Genomic DNA, 18,891 nt, shown 5'->3' on the forward strand with positions numbered 1-18,891 from the left:
TTCCTAAATTCTAAACAAACCATTTGTTCCATTGTTGCCTTACGCAATCACGCTCTTCAATGAAGCGGCTCTCATCCACATCCGCATCTTGGTTAAGTAAATTTCTGTGGTGAATTTCATCTCTTAGGGTTGTATAGGCTCTGTTTAAGACCAATGCTTCTTGTTCTTCAATAATACCTTGGCTTGCTAACGACTCGAAAATTCTCACATTATCAGACCAACGAGTTAATGTAGGGTGTTCGCTGCTGTAAGAGAGAACCAAATACTGTGCGAGAAATTCGATATCCGTGATACCCCCTTTATCTTGTTTAAGCATAAATCGTCCCGCTTTCTTTCCACCTAAGTGCCCTCGCATCTTCACTCGCATCTCTGCAACATCTTGCTTCAGTTTTGCCTTATTTCTTTCATTAGAGAGCACGTTATGTCGTATCTCATTGAAGGCCAGTGCCAATGGTTTATCTCCATAGATAAGCCTCGTGCGAACAAGCGCCTGGTGTTCCCAAGTCCATGCCTCTGTTTGTTGATACTCTTCGAATGCTTCAGTGGGGCTGGCCAAAAGCCCAGATGCGCCAGAAGGTCTCAAACGAGTATCCACTTCATACAAAATACCGGAAGCCGTTCGAGTTGAAAAAATATGGACGATTCTCTGAGCCAGTCGTAAGTAAAACTGCCTTCCGTCAATCTCTTTTTTTCCGTCTGTGTACACATTTACAGGGCAATCATGCATAAAAACGATATCGAGATCAGAGTTATATCCTAGCTCCCAGCCACCCACTTTCCCATAACCGACAACAGCAAAGCCTTTGCCCTCTCTCTCTTTTAGATGGGTAGGCTCTCCATATTTTTCAGACAGTTGTAACCATGCTTGGTTTATAACGGCTTCTACGATGGCTTCCGCAAGGGAGGTCAAATGATCACTTACCTCCATCACCGGCAGTACATCGGCAATGTCGGCAGCGGCAATTCTTAGGCTGCAAATCTGCTTAAACTGTCGCAGCGCTTCCATCTGCTGCTCCATGTCGTCTTCTGGAATACGAGCTAAGTAATCTCGCAACTCCGTTCGATAAGATTCTAACGGTACTGGATTATACAGTTGGTTTGGGTCTAATAGTTCATCGAGCAATATAGGGTATCGACTGAGTTGCTCCGAGATCATAGGGCTTGCCGTACAGAGGCGTACGAGTTGGGTAAGAGCGGCAGGGTGCTCATCAAGAAGCTCTAGATAGGTTGTTCGAGTTACTATCTTATGCAAAATATGAAGAACCCTAGACAGGCCAAATTCGACATCTTTATGCGCAAATATGGATTGAAAGACCTTAGGCATCAACTTATTTAGGACTTCTCGACCTCTTGGTCCAAGTGTTTTTTTAGCTAAATCATTCTTAAATTGAATGATCACTTGAGCTTCTTTCAGTGGGTTCTCTCTTGAAAGATCTTGTGCTAGAACGTGCTCGATCACTTCTTCGTTATGTGCCATATCCCAAAGCTCAGAGAAGTGCTTCTTCACCGCGGTACTTTCTTCTTCCTCATCACCAATTAATAGCTCAAATATACGATGAACGGATTGCATATGAGTCTGCGTCTCTTGCAATAGCTCTTGCCAGGTTTCTTTGCCCATGGCCCATGCTAATTTCAATTGATCAGATTCATTTTCAGGTAGGGTTTGAGTTTGCTTGTCTGCCATCGCTTGCAGCAGGTTCTCTTGCTTTCGTAGAAAACGATATGAGGCTTCTAGTTGATCAACTTCCGCCACGTCTAGCAGATTAAGTGTCTTAATTGCCGCTAAGGTCTCTAATAACCCACGTCCTCTTAAACTCGGCTCTCTCCCACCACGAACCAATTGAAATACTTGTGCGATAAATTCAATTTCACGTATACCACCGGCGCCCAATTTAATATTATTCGCTAAACCTCTGCGCCTGACTTCGCTGGATATCATTGACTTCATCCGTCGAAGCGATTGTATGGCACTAAAATCGATATAGCGTCTGAATACAAAAGGCCTTAGCATCTGTCTTAACTCTTGATATTCCGGGTACATTTCACTTCCCATGACGCGGGCTTTTATCATGGCATAACGTTCCCAATCTCGCCCCTGCTCTTGGTAATAATCTTCGATGGCGGCATAGCTCATCACTAATGGACCACTTTCGCCAAATGGTCGTAACCGCATATCGACTCGATAACAGAAGCCGTCAAAGGTTTGTTGATCTAGTGCTTTAATGATCCGCTGGCCGAGCCGAGTAAAAAACTGGGCGTTGGCGATACTTCTGCGTACGCCCTGTGTCTCTCCGTTTTCAGGATAAGTGAAAATAAGATCGATATCCGATGAGAAATTCAGTTCACCACCACCGAGCTTGCCCATACCGATTATCAGCATAGGTTGAGGTTCGCCATCCGCGTTGCAGGGCGTTCCCCATTCCGCGCTACAGAGCTGATATTGCCAGCGATAGGTCTCAAAAATCATCGCTTCAGCCAACATAGATAGATGACCGAGGCTTTGGTCAAGGCTCCAGCTATTGGCAAAATCTCGCCACGCAATGTAGACCATCTCCCTTCGTCTAAATTGGCGCAATACCTTAAGCCCACCATTTTCATCGTTGCAGCTATCTAGCAGCGCAGCCAACCGTTCCCGATAGGTATGACACCGTTCATTTCCAGACAACATTTCAGGTAACGTCCGCACCAATCCATCGTCTTGAGAAAGAGATTCAGAAACAAACTTACTGAGCGATAATACACGCTTTAGTTCTACCTTAAGAGGCTTTGACCATGCCTCAATACGTCTTTGAGCGTCGTCATTAAGTTGAGAATAAGCGGATTGATAATCCAAAAGAAAGCTATCGGGCAGTTGCATCTGACATCCTTGTTCATTTACGTGTTTTTATTGAGACCCTAACCTGAACGGTTCAGATTCACTATACTCTAGCAATAAAAAAGACCTGCTAAAACTGAGCAGGCCTTATATACGTAAGTTACGTGATCTCTGAGGTAACTATATTTGGAAGGATTTGATTTTTCCGTCCAATTCTTCTGCATTACCTTGCATCTCTTCCGACATTTCCAATAGTTCAGAAACCACCACGACCGAGGCTTCAACCAATCCTCTAACATTTGTTAGGTTCTGGTTCATTTCGTCTGCAACACTGCTCTGTTGACCTGCTGCTGTCGCAATATGTACGTTCATATCATTAATGCTGGTGACTTGATCAACGATACCACTGAGCTCATCTCCGGCACTTCTTACTAATTCAGCGCCATCTGCCGCTTCAACAACACTCTTTTCCATCATATTAACGGCGGAACTTGCACTATTTTGTAGCTGAGTGATCATCTCTTGTATTTCAACTGTCGCCTTTTGCGTGCTTTGGGCAAGGTTTCGTACCTCATCAGCTACCACCGCAAAACCACGACCTGCGTCACCCGCTCTAGCCGCTTCTATCGCTGCATTTAGCGCCAACAAATTGGTCTGTTCTGAGATATTTTGAATCGTACCTACCACACTGCTTATTGAATCAACTCTAACTTCAACTTGATTCACCGCTTCTGCTGACTGGCTTATATCCTTTGATAACTCTCTCATTTTACTGACGCTATCGAGGACAAATTGCTGACCAGTTTGAGCTTGAACCAGCGCTTTTTCCGTTACTGAAGAGGCACTCTGCGCATGTTCTGCAACCGTTTGAACCGTTGCACTCATCTCATTCATTGCCGTCGCGAGTTGATCTATCTCACCAAATTCCTCTTGTGACGACTCTTTTGTTTCTGACATACTGATGGTCATCACTTCGGTCATGCTAGACAGCTCTTGAGACGTTTCAACCTGAGCTTTTATGACATCTTGAAGCTGCACTCTGGTTCTTTCAAGCTCTCTCGCTAAATCACCATATTCATCTTTACAATCTAATTCAATTGGCGTTAAAAGATCTTTACCTGCCATGCCTTTAATTGCTTCTGCAATATAAGTCGTTTGACGCAACATGACATTCGCCGCGCCAAGTAATATGCCGACAAAAACAATAATCATGATCAATGTTTGCCAGATAACCTGTTTTATATAGGCATCATAATGCTTCTGTGACACATCCGAACTTTGTGATACCACAACGACCCAATTGGCATTGGATAGTTTAATGGCATGTTCAAACCTTTCTCCACCAGCCAACTCGATATCTTGGCTGTTAGATAATTGAGAGAGCAGTTGCTTTACCGCATTGCCATCATTCGTAGTAGACGTCATCGAATTTAGAGAAGAGAAATCAGGATGACCAATAACCTTGCCGCTATCCCTATCTAAAACATAGGTAAAATGTTTTTTACTGCCACGATTTGACATCGCTTTAATCGCCGATTCAGCCGCTTGCGTATCCGAATTATTGGATAAAATAATATCAATGAGACTTGCTTCAGAATTCGCTTCAATTGCAATCTGTTCTACTTGAATAGAAGTAGAGGAGTCATAGAATGTCCGGGCATCCCATAATTGCTTAGAAATAATTAAAACTGTGCTAAAAACCATCAGCATGCACAGTTTGGGAACTAACCGTATATCGGTTATCACTCTTTCCCATGGTTTAATTGTGATACTTGCCATTCCTAATTCTCCACGTATTCTGGTACTACTTAACTCGTTAGTTAAATAATAAATGCCGTTTCTCTTGCATTTATTATGGCGACACTGAGCATCTTTATAATTAATTTGAGCCTCGAATGAAAAAACATCATATCAAAAATGACATCAAACCAATGAGCTTAATGTCACTGGTACTATCCTTTTTATCCTTATTTGTGATCTCTGGACTGATATTCTTTAAACCTTCGCCAGATACCTATTCCTTACTTATCGGCATCGACAGCGTAATCTGTAGTCTCTTTTTGTTACAGCTCACAATCGATCTCTTTCGTTCTAAAAATCGACTCATTTATTTGAAAGAACACTGGATAGATTATCTCGCAAGCATACCGTTGATAGAGCCCCTTCGCTACGGCCGAATATTCCAGATATTAAGGGTAATTAGGGTTATTCAATCGGGAAAGCACATCTTTCAGCAAATAAATAAAAATAGAAAAGAAGCGACACTTGCCTCTATCTTATTACTGCTGGTTTTTCTACTTACGATTGGGTCAACCGCGATTCTCGCAGCCGAAGGGGGACAGCCAGATGCAAACATAAATAATGCTGGGGATGCGTTATGGTGGGCTATAGTGACCGTCTCGACGGTGGGTTATGGCGATCACTATCCGACAACAGACATAGGTAAAATTGTTGCGTCAGTAATCTTAATTTGTGGTGTAGGTATATTTGGTATGATTTCAGGTTTAATCACATCGCTACTCGCCACACCTAAATTTAATAACCAGAATGACCAATCACTTAAAAATCATCAATTAGCGGAAAACAATCAATTATTAGAAAAGCTCATCTCCAACCAACAAATCTTAGTGGAAAGAATTGATCGATTAGAGCAGTCGATTGACAACAAGTTACATTCAGAGAAATAGTAATATCAATTCGAAAAATTAGCTGATCAGTAATGTGATTGTCATGAAACCGACATCAATGGATAGCGAGGCCCATTATTAAGCCTACAAGGCTATCTTGAGCGGTTGGTAGAATGACATTCATGTTGATCGTAATCTGAGTCTGATATAACTAAGAAGGTGAACAACATTCGTCGGTCACCTTTTCGTTAATAGAGGAATATTATCTTATGATCTTTTAGCTACTCCAATAAGGTTGAACCTCTATACTCATTGCTCGGGTCTGTTCCATTGCATGTAAAATGGAAGCCTCCTGTCTCGCAAGCCATCTTTCTAGTTGGCCTCTGTCCTCTTCATCAAGCTCTTTGTCGTTAATGAGCTCTTCGAGTGGTCTTAACGTAAGAAGATCGTCAATCCCGTGAAGAAGATCGTCCCAAGGCATACGGAAATTATTGCGTTGGTCAATATCGTACACCGACGCAAAACAGATACCAGTATAAAGGTTTCTCATTAACCCATAGCGTTGTTCTATGTATTCTTCACGTGTGAGCGCGGTATGAGGAGGGAAGGCTTCGATCAACTCAGCCCATGTTCGATCAAGTTGATATTGAGAAAAGCGCTTAATTGGATTTGCCATTTTCTCTTTTGCTTTTTCATCTAAGAATGGGTGCCAACCTCTTCCCATTAACCAGCGACTTAAGTCAAGAAGCAGCCCTGTATATCGAGCGGATGTAAATAAGGTAATCATGTCTTCTTGTGTTGGTAGCTCTTCTTTACTCTTGATAAGCTTATTCACCAGTACCTTTCTTGCATCAAGTTTACGAAGAGCATGGCCTTTATCTTCACAAAGGTCATCAATATAATCGGCCGTTTTTAACCAGCTAAGCTCTTCATCTAACCACTTCAACTCTTGACGCAATAATGCGCTTGCTCTTCGAGGAACAATGCCACCATACACCGTTAAGATTTGTCTGATAAACGAGATCGAATTACTGATTTGTGCAAGCACTTGATTCGAAGGGTGTTCAAAATATATCTGTTCGTGAAAATGCCAATGAGATAAAGCATGTTCAAGTGAGTTCACAAAACACACTTCAACGCTGTCCTCGGATTTAGTCTCCACCAAAGCGAGTGGTTTTACTTCGTCCCCCTCATAACCTTGAGCGAGTCGATAACCCCGTGCCGCTTTGCTTAGATTGCCTAAGCGCATCCCCCCCTCTTCACTTAAACTTCTTGCCAAAGTGAAAAGTGAGTCCGCTTGTCCTGACTTAAGTTCGAGTTCCACCTCACAAATCGGTGATTCTTTGTCCCCAGCAACCACAACACCTTGGTCGAATGCCACTTCAATTTGACTGCCGTCAGCCATGCTTACCAGCCATTGTTCTCGGGTGAAATTGGTTGAAAATATAGGAAGGATATCGTGTTGTAATTCGGAAAAGTCTTTACCTGGCGGCCATATATCTTTCGGGTGGAGTGTTAGGTCAGGAGAGTTACTACTATGTTCAGCGTTATATTCCGGTCGTTGATGCAATCCAGCTACCACTCGTCCAGATGTTTTTACAGTCTGAACATAAACCTCATCAAACCGTCGAATACGTAAGCCTATATCATGCTCACGCAGCCAGTTGTCTTGAGTATCAAAATAGATATTACCTAGTTCTCTACAACTGTTCTGAAGCGTTTTAACCTCCGCAATTTTTCTTCGTAATTTTTCTGAAAAATCCGGTCGTACAAAAAACTTCAGTTCTATCTCGGTTTCCATTTGCTATATATACCTTTAAAAGTAGTCCTACACAGGATATTGCCTATTTTTGCCTACCGCAAGATCGAAATTTAGCTGAATAGATGATCTAAATCAGTTTAATTGGTCAATTTATTAGGTTACCATGCGCGACTTTATAGCCCTAGGCAACCAATTACTTTTTTTTGGTATATGGTTTATGTAGGTTCTATTTTTTTAGGTTTGATCACTATGCCAGTAAATACAATCATGGGGCTGTTCGCCAAATCCCCAATAAAACCTCTACAAAAACACGTAGCGGTTGTAGATGAATGCTGTTCTCAGCTCATACCGTTTTTTGAAACTTGCCATCAAGGTGATTGGGAAAAAGCGGAAGAAATTCGAGCACGCATTTCTGAACTAGAGAAAGAAGCCGATGTTTTAAAGCGTGAAATTCGCTTAAAACTACCAAGCGGATTGTTTATGCCTGTCGACCGTACAGACATGTTGGATCTCATAACCCAGCAAGACAAACTCGCTAACCTCGCCAAAGATATTTCAGGCCGTGTTATAGGACGCAGACTGAACATACCTGACGCTATCAACGATAACTTTATTGCCTACGTTAAGCGCTGTATTGATTCAGCACATCTTGCGTATAGGGTCGTACAAGAATTTGATGAATTAATAGAAACTGGATTTAAAGGCCGTGAAGTAAGTTTAGTGGCTGAGATGATTCATCAATTGGATTTGATAGAAGACGACACCGATATATTGCAAATTAAATTACGTCAGCAATTAATGGCCATTGAAAATGACTATAACCCGATTGACGTTATGTTTTTGTACAAAATTCTTGAATGGGTTGGCGAAATCGCCGATCAGGCTGAACGAGTAGGTACTCGTTTAGAACTGATGCTCTCTCGTTCATAATTTTTCAATCACTTTGTAAATTCAGGTTCAATCATTGTGCCGATTAATCGGCATCAAAGTAATGTGCGCTGCGCATAACCTGGGTTTCTTAAATTAAGGTATGACAATGGATACCCTCGCTAATTATGGCACTATCCTTCTTATTATCGCTGCACTATTTGGTTTTTTAATGGCTATTGGTATTGGGGCAAATGATGTCGCCAATGCTATGGGAACGTCTGTTGGTTCTAAAGCCCTAACGGTAAAACAAGCGATTCTTATCGCAATGATTTTCGAATTTGCCGGTGCTTACCTAGCGGGTGGTGAAGTTACAGACACCATTCGTAAAGGGGTTATCGATACCTCTTTGTTTGAAAGCCAACCGGAGATTCTTGTCTTCGGTATGATGTCAGCGCTATTAGCGGCTGGTACTTGGCTTTTATTGGCCTCTTTTCGAGGATGGCCAGTATCCACGACGCACTCCATTATAGGTGCCATTATCGGTTTTGCTCTTGTTTCTGTAGGTTCAGAAGCTGTAGATTGGAAATCAGTTCAAGGCATTGTGGGTAGCTGGATAGTCACCCCTCTAATTTCAGGTATTATTGCTTACTATATCTTTGTCACTGCACAGCGACTCATCTTTGATACCGCCACGCCGCTCATCAATGCCAAACGTTTCGTTCCTGTTTATATGTTCATAACCACTCTAGTCATCGCCTTGGTTACGATCAAGAAAGGGCTAAAACATATAGGCTTACACCTAACTGGTTTTGAAGCTTGGGGTTGGGCAATTGCCGTTTCGGCTTGTGTAATGATCGGTGGTTACATCTACATTGGCAAGAAATTCGAAGCAAGTAAAGATGACCACAGCTTTGCTGGTGTCGAAAAAATCTTTAGCACCTTAATGGTTATCACTGCATGTGCTATGGCATTTGCTCATGGTTCAAACGATGTTGCGAACGCCATTGGGCCTCTTTCTGCTATCGCGGCAACGATTGAAAATATGGGTGAAATCTCATCTAAAAGTGCCATCGCATGGTGGATATTACCGCTTGGTGGTATTGGTATTGTGGTCGGCCTAGCCACCATGGGTCATAAAGTAATGGCGACAGTTGGAACCGGCATAACAGAATTAACACCGAGTCGCGGATTTGCAGCTCAGCTTGCAACCGCTTGTACGGTGGTTTTAGCATCAGGTACCGGTTTACCTATCTCAACCACGCAAACATTGGTTGGTGCCGTGTTAGGCGTTGGTTTTGCCCGTGGGATTGCGGCACTAAACCTTGGGGTTGTTAGGAATATCGTTATATCTTGGGTCATTACCCTACCTGCTGGCGCTATTTTAGCAGTGATATTTTTCTATATTTTGGAAGTGATATTTATCTAATCAATGTTAGAGCAATGTCATATTTGATTCAAAAGTGAAAAAAGGCACGTTTATACGTGCCTTCTTAGTTGCATGAACAGCATAAAATTCTTACTATTCTCCCACTGGAAAATTCGAATAATGATTAGAACGAAATATGGTAACGATTTTATCGCCATAAATTCGTAAGGAACACACTGTGAAAAAATTGGTTTATGTTGTTTTATTTGTTTGCTTCTCAATACCAAGTGCATTTGCAGCACCGAGGTACATCGCAGATAGTCTATTCACTTATATGCACGCTGGTCCTGGTAATGAATTTCGCATCATCGGCAGTGTCGATGCAGGTGACAAAGTGAACCTTGTCGACGTGAATACCAAGGCTAAATACAGTCAGGTTGTTGACTCTAAGGGTCGAAAAGGTTGGGTAGAAAGCCGGTTTGTAACCCGTCAAGCAAGTATGGCAGAACGTTTACCTAAGCTCGAAGCAGAATTATCCTCGGTTAAAGAACAGCTTTCTAATGCTCGCAAAAACTCAGATGAAGCAAAATCAGGCTTAGTTCAATCTCTTGATTTACGTAACAAACAGATCGCGGAACTAGAGCAGAATCACAGTGACATTAGCCAGCAATTGACGAGCTCTCAAACAGAAATCCGAGAACTTCGCGCTAAACTAGATACGCAAAAAGAAGACCTACTGCTTAAATACTTCATGTATGGCGGTGGCGTAGCGGGTATTGGCTTATTGTTCGGACTTGTTCTTCCGCATATCGTTCCTAGACGTAAAAAAGCACCAAACGGTTGGGCTTAATTCCTACTCTGTTTCGCGATTAGCTTATCACTATTAAAGAACCTAAAAAGGTCGCAATAATCGCGACCTTTTTCTATTTCTCCAGAGTAGTATTGATGTCTCTGTCGATCAACCCTGCCATTCATAGAGCGCTGGAATCTCAATAACATCGCCATCAAAACCAACGGTGATATATCTTGGGGTAATCGTCAGCAATTGCACTGCAGCACTTATCCAGTCCCCTTCATATAGCTCTACACCGTTAATCTTCACCCAGCGATGTTGAACATTGCCGGCATACATATGCGTCTGTAAGTTCATGGCGGGGAGTTTCCCCTCAAACACATACTCATAATCAACCAATTCAATTTTCTCGACATCGTTAGACGAGTAGTTGGACGATGGTGACAGAGAAGATACATCGCCATTTAACGCGTCTTGTACTCGCTCTGCAAGTTCCGAGGAGAGCCCACTAAGGTCAAGAGACTCTAATTGAAAGTCATCACTTACCGGCTTTGCATTATTGTTTGAATGCTTCGCTTCATTGCTTGTATACCCCACCAACTTAGTTTCACTATCTTGGGGCTCTAGCGATGGTTCGATAGTCCTAAGCTCTGCAAACTCTGGGTAAGCAAGAAATGTTACTAGTGGTGTTTTAGGTAAGATTTTCCGCTCTTGTTGTTCTTCAAGCGCCACCATCGCCTGATCCGTTTGTCGCTGCCACGATTGTTTGGCGTCATAGCCAATATAGGCGATAGAGGCGATAGGCGGCAGCAGTATTAAAGTGATAATCAACAACACGTTATTTTTTCTTTTTGGTTGGCTAAATTGATGTGCTGTGACAGGTGGCGGTGTATGAATCGCTTTATAGCCTTGCTCTGACTGTGCCAGAGATTTCATTAATTCAGACACAATTATGAACCCTCTTCTGTCAAGATGATTTTAGGTGAAAACTCGGTTGTCATTCGGTCAAGTAGCTTCAACGTATTTTTTCCTACTACTCCATCTGCCGTGAGTCCTTGCCAAGTTTGGAATGCTTTAACTCTATTTTCCAATTTCACATCAAAGATCTGGCTACCCATGCTTTCTTCACCTAATACTTTGGATAACATCGCGTCCAGTGTCCGAACATCTTCACCTTCACTATTCCGCTTCAGTACTTGAACAATTTTACTGTACCACAGTGTTTGATATTCACCATTCCAGTTAGAAGCCAACCAATCTGCGGCTAACACGACACGTTGCTTGCCATTCAATAGCTCAACTTTGTCTTGGTAAACCTTATACAACACCGCATAAAAAGTCCCTACTTCACTCTGTAAAGTAAGCACAACAGGTCTATTTTCTTGCATGATGGTCGGCAAATTTCCGTAGCGACTTTCGCAATGAAATGGTGTGCTTTCTGATGAACAATTGGCATCCAATACCGACGCTTTCACACCCCATAAACGATACAGCGCTTGCATTACATCGATTTGATTTTGACTTTTTTGGATAAATACACGTAATTCGTCATCAATACTCTGTTGTTTCTCGATCCTATTTTCCACAATGGGAATAGGTGGAAAATAGGATTGAATGAAGGATTCTATCGGTTGATTGAATTTAAACACCAAGCCGACCAGAATAACCGCCAACATGGTCGCGCTAAACATTGTAGGGAAAGCATTGGTTGTGCTGGTCTTAATAGCAGGTGTCAATGGTGCTTGAAATGACATTACGTCCTGACAAGCTTTTTCAGCTTGTTCTGCGGTTACTTCTTTTTCACCACTATAGAATGCATACAGTAATGCTTTATCGCACACTAAATTAATCAAGCGAGGAACACCCTGCGTGTGCTTGGCAATGACCTTTGCTGCCTTAGCACTAAATAATGAATGTTGACTTCCTGCGATGCGTAGACGAAATTCGATGTATTGGAACACCTCTTTATCGGATAACGGCAACAAATGATAACGACCCGTTATACGCTGAGATAGCTGTCGAAGCTCAACAGTTTGCAGCTTAAATTGCAATTCAGGTTGGCCAATTAATAGCACCTTAAGAAGCTTCTGGCTGTCGGTTTCTAGATTCGTCAATAGACGTAGCTGCTCTAAAACTTGGGATGAAAGATGTTGTGCCTCATCGATCAACAATAACGATTGAACCCCATTCGCATAATTTTCCAGTAAATACTGGTGGATACCTTTGGTTAACTGCTTAAGCGTGGCTTTCTCGGGGTACTGAACATTGAACTCATCGCATATCGCTTCTAAAAGATCGGTCTCTGAGAAGGTTGGATTAAGAATTAACCCCGCTTTTACGTCATCATTTAGAGACGCTAACATCGCTTTAGATACGGTTGTTTTACCCGTCCCTACCTCTCCTGTCAGCATCGCAAATCCACCACCATCACCAAGGCCTGCTTGAAGGTGCACCATTGCCTCTCGATGACGAGAGCTCAGAAACAAGTATCTTGAACTTGGAACTATCGAAAATGGTGCTTCAATAAATCCAAAATAATCCTTATACATTCACTAATCTCTTTTCGTAATCATTCGTTCGCGTTAAATAGACAAAATGTTTTAAGCAAAGTACCACTGGCTGATAGAATGTAAAGCCTGACTAAACGTTTTTACCAAGGAGCCTTGTTTGCAAACCTATCTTGTTGGCGGAGCAGTGCGTGACAAACTACTCGACATTCCCAATTACGATAACGACTGGGTTGTCGTCGGTTCTACCGTGGAGCAGATGCTCTCACTTGGCTTTCAGGCCGTAGGTAAGGACTTTCCTGTTTACCTGCACCCTAAAACGAAAGAAGAGTACGCATTAGCGCGGACAGAGCGCAAATCAGGTCACGGATATACAGGGTTTCAATGTCACTTTTCTCCTGATGTATCATTAGAAGAAGATCTTACGCGACGGGATCTTACCATCAATGCTATGGCACAAGATGAGTTCGGTGTCATCATTGACCCATACGGTGGTCAGGATGATCTCAATTCTCGTGTTCTTCGTCATGTATCCGACGCATTCATCGAAGACCCATTGCGAGTACTACGTGTCGCCCGATTTGCCGCCAAACTCGCGCCTTTAGGTTTTACCATTGCACCTGAAACCATACAGCTCATGAAAAGTATGGTTGATTCTAATGAGCTAAAACATCTTACGCCCGAAAGAGTATGGCAAGAATGGCATAAATCACTAAAAACTGAGCGACCCGATATTTTTCTCTCTGTGCTAAAAGAATGCGGAGCGCTTAAGGTTATCATTCCTGAGATTGACCAACTATTTGGTGTCCCTCAACCAGAAAAATGGCATCCGGAGATAGACACAGGAGTCCACACACTCATGGTGGTAAAACAAGCCGCCCTGCTCACGACTTCTACTGTTGTTCGTTTTGCCGCTCAAGTCCACGACCTTGGCAAGGGGGTGACACCCGAATCTGAATGGCCCAGCCACAAAATGCATGCTCATACAGGGCTAGCCATCATTAAGGCGCTATGCCATCGGGTAAAAGTGCCTAACGAATACAAAGAGATAGCCCTTGCTGTTTGCGCCCAGCATTCCAATGTACATAGAGCAAATGAACTTAAGCCTGCCACTTTCCTAAAGATACTGAATAAACTAGATGTTTGGCGCAAACCAGACAAACTGAACCTAGTATTGCTCGCATGTGTTGCCGATCACAGAGGAAGGAAAGATCACGAGGACTTACCGTACCCACAACGATCGATCTTTGAAGATGCTTATAAAAGCGCATTATCCGTTGATGTACAAGATGTCATTAAAGATGGATTTGAGGGGCAACATATTCGTGAGGAACTCGATAAGAGACGAATAGAGGCGATTGCGTTTTCCCGACAATGCGAGTGATAGGTAATACCCCATCACAAGCACCTATTCCTGTACTAATGCCGGATATCTTCGACCCCCCCCCACTTTCGTGGGGACATCCGGACGTAATTGGAATTAGCACCAATGATAATTGAACTAAGAACCAAATATCAAGAACCCAAACAGACCAAAACCAAGTATCAATCTATAGATAACAAACGGCAGCATCCCCATCTTGGAAATAAGCTTCAAGAAAAAGAAAATACAGATGTACGCGCTGATAAACGAGGTCATTATTCCTGTCATTAAATAGCCTAAATGCACAGGCTCCGCGCTTGTTACTAACTTGAGTCCTAAATATCCACCCGCGAGCATAATGATGGGGATAGACATCAAGAAAGAAAAACGCGCGGCAGCTTCACGAGTAAAACCTAAATAAAGTGCCGCCGTAATCGTCGCACCAGATCGTGATGTGCCTGGGATGAGAGCTAAGGCCTGCGCAATACCAATCATCAATGACTTTTTACCATCAGCCTGATATTCGTCATCTTTCAATCTCGCATTGTTATCAACCCACCATAACAACAATGCAAATACCACTGTTGTTGTCGCGATAATCCAAGGACTTCTCAAATATAACTCAATAATATCTTTGATAAAGAAACCCAAAATACAGGCTGGAATAGTCGCAAGTATCAACATCCAAGCTAACTTACTCTCTTTCGACCGTTCACCCTTGAATATCGATCCAATTAAAGCGGTTAAAAGGGTCATGACTTCACTTCTAAAATAGATCATAACCGCGGCAAGAGTGCCAACATGCACGGCAACATCAAATGCTAAGCCTTGATCATCCCAGCCAAGTATTGCAGACGGTAAAATTAGGTGAGCAGAACTAGATATAGGGAGAAACTCGGTAAAACCTTGAACCAAGGCAAGTATAAATGCTTCAAAATACGTCATTACAATTCCATTAATAAACAAAATCCACTTTCGTAAGGGATTCTAGGTGATCCATTATCTGCCAAATCTCTTTCACTCTTCTCCCGTCATTGGGGATAACCAATTCAGGTACAAGATCGAACAGAGGCTGAATGACAAATGGATATTTAAAAATATCTTCTCGGGGTACCGTCGGTGAGTGTGGTGAGACTTCCTCACCAAAAAGTAATATATCGAGATCTAGGTTTCTATCTTGACACTTTTTAGCGTCTTCAGGGCGGCCCCACTTTAACTCTATTTTACGAAGTTCGTGTGAAAAATCCGTCAATTTTTTATGAGTGGAAAGCTCTACAACAAAGTTATAGAACGAACTGCTATCAAAACCAACAGGCGCACATTCATAAATGGGCGAGACTTTTCTTTGATTATCCAACAAAAAGAGTTCATTAATCGCAGCATGAGTGTGCTTTATTTTATCTACGTTAGTACCAACGCCAACATAAACTATTGTCATTAGGCGTTTCTACTGCCTCTTTCAATCACTACACCGACACCTGCGGCCTGAGGAACGGCACCGGGTTTGGTCAAACGAATGTGAATCCAAGGTACATTAAACTGAGCCATAACTAATTCGGCTATCTCTTCTGCAACACGCTCAACCAACAAAAACTGACCATTCTCTATATGTTCGATTATCGCTTTACTTACTTTGGCATAATCCAGTGCCTCTTCAACATTATCACTTTGTCCTGCCGGTCTATTGTCATGTGCCATTTCAATATCAAGGACCAATTTCTGTTTGATCTCTTGTTCCCAGTCATACACACCAATCGTGGTAATGACCTCTAGTTTTTCAATAAACACTTTATCAACTGACATTTTCTATCCTTTAAAATGGTAGGGCAAATCACCGACGTGCCTCACATTACAATAATACTGGTCACCGGTTGGTCTTTCCCGCAGGCGCCATTACGCTACGAAATAGTTCAGATGCAAATAGTTTACATGACTAAAAGTATGTAGCGAAGCATGGAAAGTTTATTTGCACCATTTTCCTGCACTTTAGTTCACTCATTTCTCACGCTATTTCGTTCGCAAAATTGAACAAACATTACAACTTGTCAACAGGTCGGATACCAAAGAGAGCAAAAACAAAGTATTATTTTCAAACGAGCTATACTAGATGCTCGAAAGAAGAAAATACCGGTTCGATTCTCACATATAGCTATTAAGGACACCTATGACACCATTAGCGCTTGGAATGATCATCTTTGCCTATCTGCTAGGATCCATATCTAGTGCGGTGTTGATCTGTCGACTGCTCAAATTACCCGATCCAAGAGAAAATGGTTCAAAGAACCCCGGCGCGACCAATGTATTGAGAATTGGCGGAAAACCAGCCGCAATAGCGGTATTGCTGCTTGATATGTTAAAAGGCACTATTCCAGTCTGGGTGAGTTACTACCTCACTATTGAACCTCTGTATCTTGGTCTAATCGGCATTGCAGCATGTTTAGGCCACATCTATCCTATCTTTTTCCATTTTAGAGGCGGTAAAGGTGTTGCTACTGCAATTGGTGCAATAGCACCGATTGGCTGGGGATTAACAGGATTATTAGGTATTACATGGCTAGTCGCTGTGATTATAACAAGGTATTCGTCCCTTGCTGCTATTATCACCGCGTTGCTAGCCCCCTTCTATGCTTGGATGTTTAAACCACTCTATACGCTTCCTGTTGCGATGCTATGCTGTCTGATTTTGCTCCGACACTACGATAACATTCGCCGCCTTATGGATGGTACAGAGCCAAAAATTGGCTCTACGTCTTAATGTTTTCAAGCAGGTTCTGATTCAAACTGGCTAATATGCGCTAGCGAAGCGAAACTAATTCGACTTGATAGGTGATAGCTGATCAATTGGCCAGCGGGGTTGAGCTTTAACCGATAAATCTGAGGATTCATTATTTTTTAACCTCTGCATACCAGCATAGGCAATCATCGCCCCATTATCGGTACAAAATTCGGTTCTTGGGTAGTAAACTTCCCCACCTATTTTTTTGGCTAAGTCTCCTAAATCCGCTCTTAATTGCTTGTTAGCACTAACTCCTCCTGCAATCACAATGCGCTTCATTCCCGTTTGCTCTAATGCTCGTTTACATTTAATCACTAACGTTGCACAGACCGCATCTTGAAACGCGTAAGCGATATCTGCTCGGGTTTGGTCATCATTGTCATTCGCCGCAATGGTGTTAGCAGCAAAAGTTTTCAAGCCAGAAAAACTCATATCCAAACCGGGGCGATTCGTCATCGGTCTAGGGAATTTAAAGCGACCCTGAGTGCCTTTTTCCGCCAGACGAGAAAGAAGCGGTCCACCTGGATAATCCAATCCCATCAATTTAGCCGTCTTATCAAAAGCTTCTCCCGCAGCATCATCTATCGATTCTCCCAATATTTGATAATCACCAACGGCTTTCACTTCCACAATCATGGTGTGACCACCAGAGACCAGCAGCGCAACGAATGGGAATGGTGGTGGTGTGTCTTCTAACATAGGGGCAAGAAGGTGGCCTTCCATATGATGTACAGGAATCGCTGGCACATCCCAGGCATAAGCGAGACTGCGACCAATGGTCGCACCAACTAAAATAGCACCAACCAGACCCGGTCCGGCGGTATAGGCAATACCATCGATATCTTTTTCAGATAAATTGGCTTCTTTCATCGCCTCTTTGATTAGAGGAATTGTTTTCTTAACATGGTCTCTTGAGGCTAACTCTGGTACTACACCGCCATAATCGGCATGCAGCTTTACTTGGCTATATAATTGATGTGAAAGTAATCCTTTCTCGTCATCATAAATAGCGACACCTGTTTCATCACAAGAGGTTTCAATACCTAAAATACGCATGTTTTTCTCATAGAAATCGGAAATTGATGCAATATTACCTAATCTAAGAAAATTTGACCACGATAATACTTTACAAAGGGGCAGTGATCGGATTAAAATTCCGCACCATTTTTGATCTAACTGATTAGTGACCAATCGACTAAGATTTGAGTCCAAAGAATCAGTATTAACGAATAACCCCTGAGGTGAAAGGCATATGCCAATAGTTAAAGTACGTGAAAACGAACCGTTCGACGTTGCATTACGTCGTTTCAAACGCTCTTGCGAAAAAGCAGGTATTCTTTCAGAAGTGCGTCGTCGTGAGCATTATGAAAAACCTACTACCGTTCGCAAACGCGCTAAAGCAGCAGCTCAAAAGCGTCACGCTAAGAAGCTAGCTCGCGAAAACGCTCGTCGCGTACGTCTGTACTAATAACTGAGTCCCAAAAAGGAATTTAGTTATGGCTCTTATTGAACAACTCAAAGAAGAGCAGAAAATTGCGATGAAAGCCAAGGATAAATTACGCCTTGGCACTATTCGTTTAGCCTTATCAGCAATTAAACAACGTGAAGTTGACGAGCGGATCACTCTGACCGACGACGATATCGTAGTAATAATGACTAAGATGGTTAAACAACGTCGTGATTCTGTATCGCAATTTGAAGCAGCAGGTCGTCAAGACTTAGCTGATGCTGAGAAAGCAGAAATTATTGTACTTGGGGATTTCATGCCTCAACCGTTGTCAGAAGAAGAAGTATCAGCACTTGTTGAAAGTGCTATTGCCGAATCTGGTGCTGCGGGCATGCAAGACATGGGTAAAGTAATGGGTGTACTTAAGCCGCAAATTCAAGGCCGAGCAGACATGGGTAAAGTAAGCGGTTTAGTTCGTTCTAAATTGGCTTAAATCCCAAATCAATTTAACAAGCCGTGTTATTCTTTTAGAATGCACGGCTTGTTTGTATCTGCACGTCATTGT

The 18,891-nt window shown here is 42.5% G+C and carries 17 protein-coding genes; 8 read left to right on the forward strand and 9 right to left on the reverse strand.

Going from position 1 to position 18,891, the window contains the following annotated elements; all coding sequences use genetic code 11:
- Positions 1-10: 10 nt before the first annotated feature.
- Together glnE and IUZ65_RS14215 are read right to left on the reverse strand one after the other, a co-directional pair.
- A complete protein-coding gene (glnE, locus tag IUZ65_RS14210) occupies positions 11-2,857 on the reverse strand; it encodes a bifunctional [glutamate--ammonia ligase]-adenylyl-L-tyrosine phosphorylase/[glutamate--ammonia-ligase] adenylyltransferase (RefSeq protein ID WP_195704334.1) in 2,847 nt (948 codons plus the stop codon).
- A gap of 138 nt (positions 2,858-2,995) precedes the next feature.
- Entirely contained in the window at positions 2,996-4,594 is a 1,599-nt protein-coding gene (locus IUZ65_RS14215; protein WP_195704335.1) for a methyl-accepting chemotaxis protein, read from the reverse strand.
- Positions 4,595-4,710: 116 nt separating this feature from the next.
- On the opposite strand from IUZ65_RS14215, the gene IUZ65_RS14220 reads away from it, so the two are divergent.
- Positions 4,711-5,502, forward strand: a complete 792-nt coding sequence (locus IUZ65_RS14220; RefSeq protein ID WP_195704336.1) for a potassium channel family protein — start codon at positions 4,711-4,713, stop codon at positions 5,500-5,502.
- A gap of 217 nt (positions 5,503-5,719) precedes the next feature.
- Here IUZ65_RS14220 and IUZ65_RS14225 read toward each other — a convergent pair whose 3' ends face one another.
- Positions 5,720-7,243 (reverse strand): CYTH and CHAD domain-containing protein, encoded by a 1,524-nt coding sequence (locus IUZ65_RS14225; RefSeq protein ID WP_195704337.1) that lies wholly within the window; start codon positions 7,241-7,243, stop codon positions 5,720-5,722.
- A gap of 210 nt (positions 7,244-7,453) precedes the next feature.
- On the opposite strand from IUZ65_RS14225, the gene IUZ65_RS14230 reads away from it, so the two are divergent.
- The 3 genes from IUZ65_RS14230 (at position 7,454) to IUZ65_RS14240 (ending at position 10,290) form a co-directional block, all read left to right on the forward strand.
- The gene (locus IUZ65_RS14230) at positions 7,454-8,134 is read left to right on the forward strand and encodes a TIGR00153 family protein (protein WP_195704338.1); all 681 of its coding nucleotides are present in this window, start codon (positions 7,454-7,456) and stop codon (positions 8,132-8,134) included.
- Between the two features lie 106 nt (positions 8,135-8,240).
- Positions 8,241-9,500 carry an inorganic phosphate transporter gene (locus IUZ65_RS14235; RefSeq protein WP_195704339.1) on the forward strand — a complete coding sequence of 420 codons (1,260 nt, stop codon included), beginning with the start codon at positions 8,241-8,243 and terminating at the stop codon, positions 9,498-9,500.
- Positions 9,501-9,678: 178 nt separating this feature from the next.
- Positions 9,679-10,290 carry a TIGR04211 family SH3 domain-containing protein gene (locus IUZ65_RS14240; protein ID WP_195704340.1) on the forward strand — a complete coding sequence of 204 codons (612 nt, stop codon included), beginning with the start codon at positions 9,679-9,681 and terminating at the stop codon, positions 10,288-10,290.
- A 108-nt stretch (positions 10,291-10,398) separates the two neighbouring features.
- Here IUZ65_RS14240 and IUZ65_RS14245 read toward each other — a convergent pair whose 3' ends face one another.
- Entirely contained in the window at positions 10,399-11,181 is a 783-nt protein-coding gene (locus tag IUZ65_RS14245; RefSeq protein WP_195704341.1) for a general secretion pathway protein GspB, read from the reverse strand.
- 2 nt (positions 11,182-11,183) lie between these two features.
- Positions 11,184-12,782: an ExeA family protein gene (locus tag IUZ65_RS14250; protein ID WP_195704342.1), complete on the reverse strand. Its 1,599-nt coding sequence runs from the start codon at positions 12,780-12,782 to the stop codon at positions 11,184-11,186.
- Between the two features lie 118 nt (positions 12,783-12,900).
- On the opposite strand from IUZ65_RS14250, the gene IUZ65_RS14255 reads away from it, so the two are divergent.
- A complete protein-coding gene (locus IUZ65_RS14255) occupies positions 12,901-14,124 on the forward strand; it encodes a multifunctional CCA addition/repair protein (protein ID WP_195704343.1) in 1,224 nt (407 codons plus the stop codon).
- Between the two features lie 117 nt (positions 14,125-14,241).
- On the opposite strand, the gene IUZ65_RS14260 is transcribed toward IUZ65_RS14255, so the two are convergent.
- Genes IUZ65_RS14260 through folB form a run of 3 tightly spaced genes read right to left on the reverse strand, consistent with a single transcriptional unit; the run spans position 14,242 to position 15,906 of the window.
- Positions 14,242-15,048, reverse strand: coding sequence for an undecaprenyl-diphosphate phosphatase (locus IUZ65_RS14260; protein WP_195704344.1), 807 nt, complete (start codon positions 15,046-15,048; stop codon positions 14,242-14,244).
- A gap of 10 nt (positions 15,049-15,058) precedes the next feature.
- Positions 15,059-15,541 carry a 2-amino-4-hydroxy-6-hydroxymethyldihydropteridine diphosphokinase gene (folK, locus tag IUZ65_RS14265; RefSeq protein WP_195704345.1) on the reverse strand — a complete coding sequence of 161 codons (483 nt, stop codon included), beginning with the start codon at positions 15,539-15,541 and terminating at the stop codon, positions 15,059-15,061.
- Positions 15,541-15,906 (reverse strand): dihydroneopterin aldolase, encoded by a 366-nt coding sequence (gene folB, locus IUZ65_RS14270; RefSeq protein WP_195704346.1) that lies wholly within the window; start codon positions 15,904-15,906, stop codon positions 15,541-15,543. Before folB ends, folK begins: the two co-directional genes overlap by 1 nt.
- A gap of 361 nt (positions 15,907-16,267) precedes the next feature.
- On the opposite strand from folB, the gene plsY reads away from it, so the two are divergent.
- Positions 16,268-16,858, forward strand: coding sequence for a glycerol-3-phosphate 1-O-acyltransferase PlsY (plsY, locus tag IUZ65_RS14275; protein WP_195704347.1), 591 nt, complete (start codon positions 16,268-16,270; stop codon positions 16,856-16,858).
- 54 nt (positions 16,859-16,912) lie between these two features.
- On the opposite strand, the gene tsaD is transcribed toward plsY, so the two are convergent.
- Positions 16,913-17,935, reverse strand: a complete 1,023-nt coding sequence (gene tsaD, locus IUZ65_RS14280) for a tRNA (adenosine(37)-N6)-threonylcarbamoyltransferase complex transferase subunit TsaD (RefSeq protein WP_195704348.1) — start codon at positions 17,933-17,935, stop codon at positions 16,913-16,915.
- 196 nt (positions 17,936-18,131) lie between these two features.
- Here tsaD and rpsU point away from each other — a divergent pair, with 196 nt between their 5' ends.
- A complete protein-coding gene (gene rpsU, locus IUZ65_RS14285; RefSeq protein ID WP_004396009.1) occupies positions 18,132-18,347 on the forward strand; it encodes a 30S ribosomal protein S21 in 216 nt (71 codons plus the stop codon).
- A 28-nt stretch (positions 18,348-18,375) separates the two neighbouring features.
- Positions 18,376-18,819: a GatB/YqeY domain-containing protein gene (locus IUZ65_RS14290; protein WP_195704349.1), complete on the forward strand. Its 444-nt coding sequence runs from the start codon at positions 18,376-18,378 to the stop codon at positions 18,817-18,819.
- The last annotated feature ends 72 nt before the right edge of the window (positions 18,820-18,891 follow it).

This window comes from Vibrio sp. VB16, assembly GCF_015594925.2.
GTDB lineage: Bacteria > Pseudomonadota > Gammaproteobacteria > Enterobacterales > Vibrionaceae > Vibrio.

Bases quoted from the DNA above. Each gene is read 5' to 3' on its own strand.
- glnE (WP_195704334.1), bottom strand. From the start codon at position 2,857: ATGCAACTGCCCGATAGCTTTCTTTTGGATTATCAATCCGCTTATTCT.
- IUZ65_RS14215 (WP_195704335.1), bottom strand. From the start codon at position 4,594: ATGGCAAGTATCACAATTAAACCATGGGAAAGAGTGATAACCGATATA.
- IUZ65_RS14220 (WP_195704336.1), top strand. From the start codon at position 4,711: ATGAAAAAACATCATATCAAAAATGACATCAAACCAATGAGCTTAATG.
- IUZ65_RS14225 (WP_195704337.1), bottom strand. From the start codon at position 7,243: ATGGAAACCGAGATAGAACTGAAGTTTTTTGTACGACCGGATTTTTCA.
- IUZ65_RS14230 (WP_195704338.1), top strand. From the start codon at position 7,454: ATGCCAGTAAATACAATCATGGGGCTGTTCGCCAAATCCCCAATAAAA.
- IUZ65_RS14235 (WP_195704339.1), top strand. From the start codon at position 8,241: ATGGATACCCTCGCTAATTATGGCACTATCCTTCTTATTATCGCTGCA.
- IUZ65_RS14250 (WP_195704342.1), bottom strand. From the start codon at position 12,782: ATGTATAAGGATTATTTTGGATTTATTGAAGCACCATTTTCGATAGTT.
- IUZ65_RS14260 (WP_195704344.1), bottom strand. From the start codon at position 15,048: ATGACGTATTTTGAAGCATTTATACTTGCCTTGGTTCAAGGTTTTACC.
- folK (WP_195704345.1), bottom strand. From the start codon at position 15,541: ATGACAATAGTTTATGTTGGCGTTGGTACTAACGTAGATAAAATAAAG.
- folB (WP_195704346.1), bottom strand. From the start codon at position 15,906: ATGTCAGTTGATAAAGTGTTTATTGAAAAACTAGAGGTCATTACCACG.
- plsY (WP_195704347.1), top strand. From the start codon at position 16,268: ATGACACCATTAGCGCTTGGAATGATCATCTTTGCCTATCTGCTAGGA.
- tsaD (WP_195704348.1), bottom strand. From the start codon at position 17,935: ATGCGTATTTTAGGTATTGAAACCTCTTGTGATGAAACAGGTGTCGCT.
- rpsU (WP_004396009.1), top strand. From the start codon at position 18,132: ATGCCAATAGTTAAAGTACGTGAAAACGAACCGTTCGACGTTGCATTA.
- IUZ65_RS14290 (WP_195704349.1), top strand. From the start codon at position 18,376: ATGGCTCTTATTGAACAACTCAAAGAAGAGCAGAAAATTGCGATGAAA.